Raw genomic sequence first — 4,758 nt, 5'->3', positions numbered from 1 at the left:
TACCAGGGCATTCCCAGCAATTAATCCCCGATAAAGACCATTAATTGCTATATCTCCCTCTTGAATATTAACTGTTAAGGGATTAGGATTATTTTTGATGGCTTGAAAGAAAGGTAAAACTCCCACCACAGAAATTTGTCTATCAGCGATCGAGCCTTGTAATTCCTCTACTGTTAAGCTTTCAGGGGTTAGACCAATGCGGCCATTTACGGTTAAAATCTCTGGAAAAGCAACACTGCGGATAGCAGCATTATCGAGAGTAACTATACCATTTGCTTCTAAATCTTTGATTTTTAAGCCTTCTTTTATATCTAATCTTCCCGTCGCTGAAAGAACTACCTCTCCCTCACCGTTAACCCATTCAATGGTGTTTTGACTGATAGCTTCAATTAATTTAATTGCATCGGTTCCCAATTTTGCTTGGATTTTTAATTGATCATTACCCGGTAAGGGAGGATAGGGAATGCTGGCATAGAGTTGGATTGATTCCGAGGAGGTTGTCCGCAAATCAAAACGATACTGATTATAGGTAAATAAACCAATTATATCTTGATTAATATTTTGGGCATTAATTGCACCATCAATAAAGGCAAAGTTACCCTGAATACGAGGATTTAATAAGGTTCCTGTAATTTGTCCTTGAGTTTTTAGACTACCGGATACATCCAAGGGAAACTGCACAAAATTTCTCAAGAGATCGAGAGAAAGATTTTCCACGGCAAAAGTTCCCTCTACTTTTTTTAGGGAAAAATCACCCGCTAAAAATACGGAAGAATCTCGTGATTTTAATCTAATCGGTTCTATCCTGAGCAACTGACGATTTAAGTTAAGATTAATTGTTACTTCATCAATCGGAATTAATTGGGTATCGGTGGTGACAATTCCCAGAGGGTTAACAATATTTACCGTCGGTCTTTGGGGGCGCCATTCCCATCTATTGCCCTGAAATTTTACGCTAAGATCGGGATTTTTTAAAGTCCCAGTTAAGGCTATATTTGCTTGATAACTGCCGCGAAAATCTAGTTCAGAAGGTATCCCGACTACCCCTCTTTCCCTTGCTAATTGCTGGATTATTTCTTCAATTTTTGCCCGCAAATTTACCTGTTGTGCTAGGGAAGCTTCGGGATTACCTACTTCTAGGGGACTAAGTTGAATAGCTGGGTTATTCTCTGAGGAGAAAAAGTTGATTAAACTGGTTAAATCATAGATACTAGCAACTGATAATAAATCTTGAATATAACCTTGATCTACCCTCAGTTTAGCTTCTATTGCTTGGGTTTGCCAATTAAATAAACCTTGCAGATTATATTGACTTGCACCCGCTTGTAAACTACCTTCTTGCAGTTGAACTATGGAATCCCGATAAACCAAATTTGCCGTTAATTTTTCCCCGATTAAGTTACCTAAACTAGGTCGATTAATCTCTAGTTGTCCCTCACCCTGTAAGTTAAATAAATTGATGTCTAGATTAGCATTCACTTGTCCAGCAATAATCCCCGGAATATTGTAGGCTGCCGTGGGAGATATTTTCAGCATTTCTAGGGGAAAATCGGCAATCTGAACATTTAAATTTTCTCCGCTTCGTTTAGCTGTTGCTAAAAAAGGAGTTTTATTTCCAAAAGCTTGGCGAATATTTATCCCTAAGGGAAGATAGGGCAGCAGGCAATTATTTTGTTGACAAGGATCGAAAGTTAGGTCAATAATGTCCTGATTTCCCCGCAGATTTAAACTAATATTTTGACCGATTCCTGCTTGCATACTTCCTTTTAAGATAGGTTCAAAGGGTCGATCATTAATGCTAAAGTTAGCTAAATTTATATCTCCTTTGATTTGTATATTTCCCACTTTTTGCCACGCAGTTAAGAGATTTTTTCCTGTGATTTTTCCTTGAAATTCTCCGAACCCTGTCAGTGTCGATTCTCTGGGTTTCAAACGAGGATCGATCGGTAAAAGCGATATAATCTGATCTAAGGGTATAGTAGAAAAGTCAGTTTTTGCCTGTAGATTTAAGTTAACCTCAGCGATATCAGGTTGACTGGTAAGATTAGCTAAAAGAATATTTCCGCGCACATCAAAGCTATTTTCTCCCCACTGTGCCGAAAGATTGTTAACCTGAATCGGTGTTACTCCCTGCCAAATTTCTTGAATGTTTCCCGCTAAATTGGCCTTAAAATCTAAGTGAGGAATCGAGATTGATTTTATTCCTGGTAATTGTCCTAGTACGGCAGCGGGATTAAGATTAGCGGCAATAATATCACTTTGCCATAAATTATTATTCAGTTGTCCCTTAGCTTTAATTTCTCCTTTAGCCACATTAATACGAGAGTTAAAAACTGCTTTAATACTGCTTAAGTTGAGTCGTTTTTCTAGCAGGGAGTCGAAAATAGTTTGGGCATTTCCTGTTGCTTGAAAACTGGTTTGGTAAATATTCAAAGGTATGGAAATATTAGTCTGAAAATTCTCTAAACTACTGAGAATATTAAAAATCCCGTTGTTTAACTGAATATCAGTATTAATCGGATTATTATCCACTAACAACCGAGTATTTACCCTAGCATTGACGGTGGACAAATTAGGGATTTTTCCCGCTAGTAAATTATTGATTGCACCAGTGAAATTGACTTGGGTTTTTCCTAGACTAACAGGAATATTTATCTTGGGTAAAAACGGATTTAAGTTAATCCCAGTCGTATTAACTATACCGCTTAAAATACCTTGTTCCAGTTGGGCTGTCGTTCTTAGGGATTGACTATTGACAAATAATTGTATATCCCCTTGTCCGCGCCAAGTTTGTAAATCCGTTAAAGTACCGCTAATCAGAGAATTTATTCTGCCAGCAAAGTTAATTTTTGTCTTGCCTAAACTGACGGAAACTGTTAAATTTTCCACTAGAGGATTGAGACTAATTCCCCCGGTGTTGACTGTTCCTGTCAGGAAACCTCGATTCAGTTTGGCTGTGGCAATTAAAGGATTATTATCCACTAATAACTGCATATTACCTTGACCTTGCCAACTGCTGAAAATATTATTTTTATTATTCAGTAATTCCCCTAAATAACCTTGTAAATTAATCTGTGATCGCATTAATTTAACCTGGGTTGATAAGTTAGGCAATAGGGAATTAATCGGCAATCCCGCTAAGACAGCTTTAGCCTGAATATTTCCTTGCAATACTTGACTATTGACGAAAATTGTGCCTTGTTTACCGCTAATTCCTAAGTTAGCAATTCCGTTTAAAGTATTAATATTAAGTTGGTCAATTTTGCCACTAAATTGAATATTAGCTGTCTCTAAATTTAAGGGTTCTAAGGTTTCTAGGTAGGGGCAAATACTATCTAAATATTGACAAACAAGAGGCACAAAAGGAGTCAATAAAAAGTTATTGCCCGTGATTTTTGCCCGGACTAATTTGCTGGTAAAATCACCATTACCATTAACCTGTAGTTTGCCGCCATTTGTTTTAATGACCGTATCGGTTAAATTTATTTTGTTGCCCCCTAAAAATACTTTACCCTCCCCGGCAACATTGAGTAATCCTGACTGATTAACCGTGGGTATTTGCCAATTAATTAATAATTGTGGCAGTCCTAAACTACCCCTAGCTTTAATATTAGCTTGCAGATCATTTATATTAATTTTAGCGGGAATTGTCGCGAATTGAGATAAGATTTTTCTCGTGGGAAAATGCGCTTGTAAATTCAAATTAATCGGCATTTTTGTCCCGTCAAGAGGTTGATTTTTTTGCAGGGATTGCAGAATATTTAACTGCAATTTTCCTTCCCCTTTAATTTCTCCACCTGCGACGGGTTTAATTTTAATTTTATCTAAATTAAGACTATTGAGATTTGTTTGAAAATTACTGGTTATTGATTTAATAGGAATTTGCTCAAAAATAATCGGTTTGCTGCTGCTAACGGTTCCTTTAATTAGAGGTTGATCTAATTTTCCCGTCACTTGAAAAGTAGAGCGTGCTTCTCCCCGTAAATCTAGAGGTGATTGCAGATAAATAATTCTTAAAAGCTGTTGTAAATCCACCGATTCTAGAGCGACATTGAGATGATAACCAGTTTGCCAATTTACTTCTCCTCTCACCTCAGTTTTAATCTTGCCAATAGTTGCGCTCGCCTGTTCAACTAATACTTTGTCTCCCTGTAAATTTAACTTAGTAGTTAGCTTAATTGGATACTGGAAGGGTTGGAATTTTCCCGCTACTTCCGTCACCTGAAAATTGCCATTACCTTGACTTTGATTTAGCTTTGCCCAACTGGGAATATTGAGAGCAATATTAGCATTTACTTGTCCTTGATTTAATTGAAAATTGCGATTAGGAATTAAAGTTAATAGTTGACTTAAGTTTAAACGGTCGATCTGAAGATTAGTTAGGCTTTCACCCGTTTTTAACGCCGTTTCTCCTTGAATTTTTACTTGACTTTTGAGGATTTCTGCGCTAAAATCGTAGGTGAGAGGCTGCCTTTGATTATCAATAAATCTTCCTTGACCATCGGCCTTAATTTCTATCGGTTTTTTCAGGGCATAGGGTTGGATAGTAATAGCTCCCTTCTCCACCTGAAAACCCAGATTTAACCTAATGGGTGCCTCCCGATCAAAGTTACTAGCTATTTTTTCTAAATTATCGAGCCATTGACCATTTTTATCCTGATCGAGATAAATACTGGGATTAATTAACTTGACATCAACCGGCAGCGGCAGACCTAAAAGTAAGGGCAGCGGATTTAATCCCAATTCGATCGCATCAAT

Annotated in this window: 1 protein-coding gene; it reads right to left on the bottom strand. The window is 37.2% G+C overall.

What is annotated here, in order from left to right; translation table 11 throughout:
- Window positions 1-4,758: translocation/assembly module TamB domain-containing protein (locus tag PX484_RS20625; protein ID WP_288105316.1), on the bottom strand; the 4,758-nt coding region annotated here is incomplete at both ends.

The organism is Microcystis sp. M49636_WE2 (assembly GCF_030065375.1).
In the GTDB taxonomy this organism is placed as follows: domain Bacteria; phylum Cyanobacteriota; class Cyanobacteriia; order Cyanobacteriales; family Microcystaceae; genus Microcystis; species Microcystis aeruginosa_C.
This window is presented reverse-complemented; position numbering and strand designations above follow the sequence as displayed.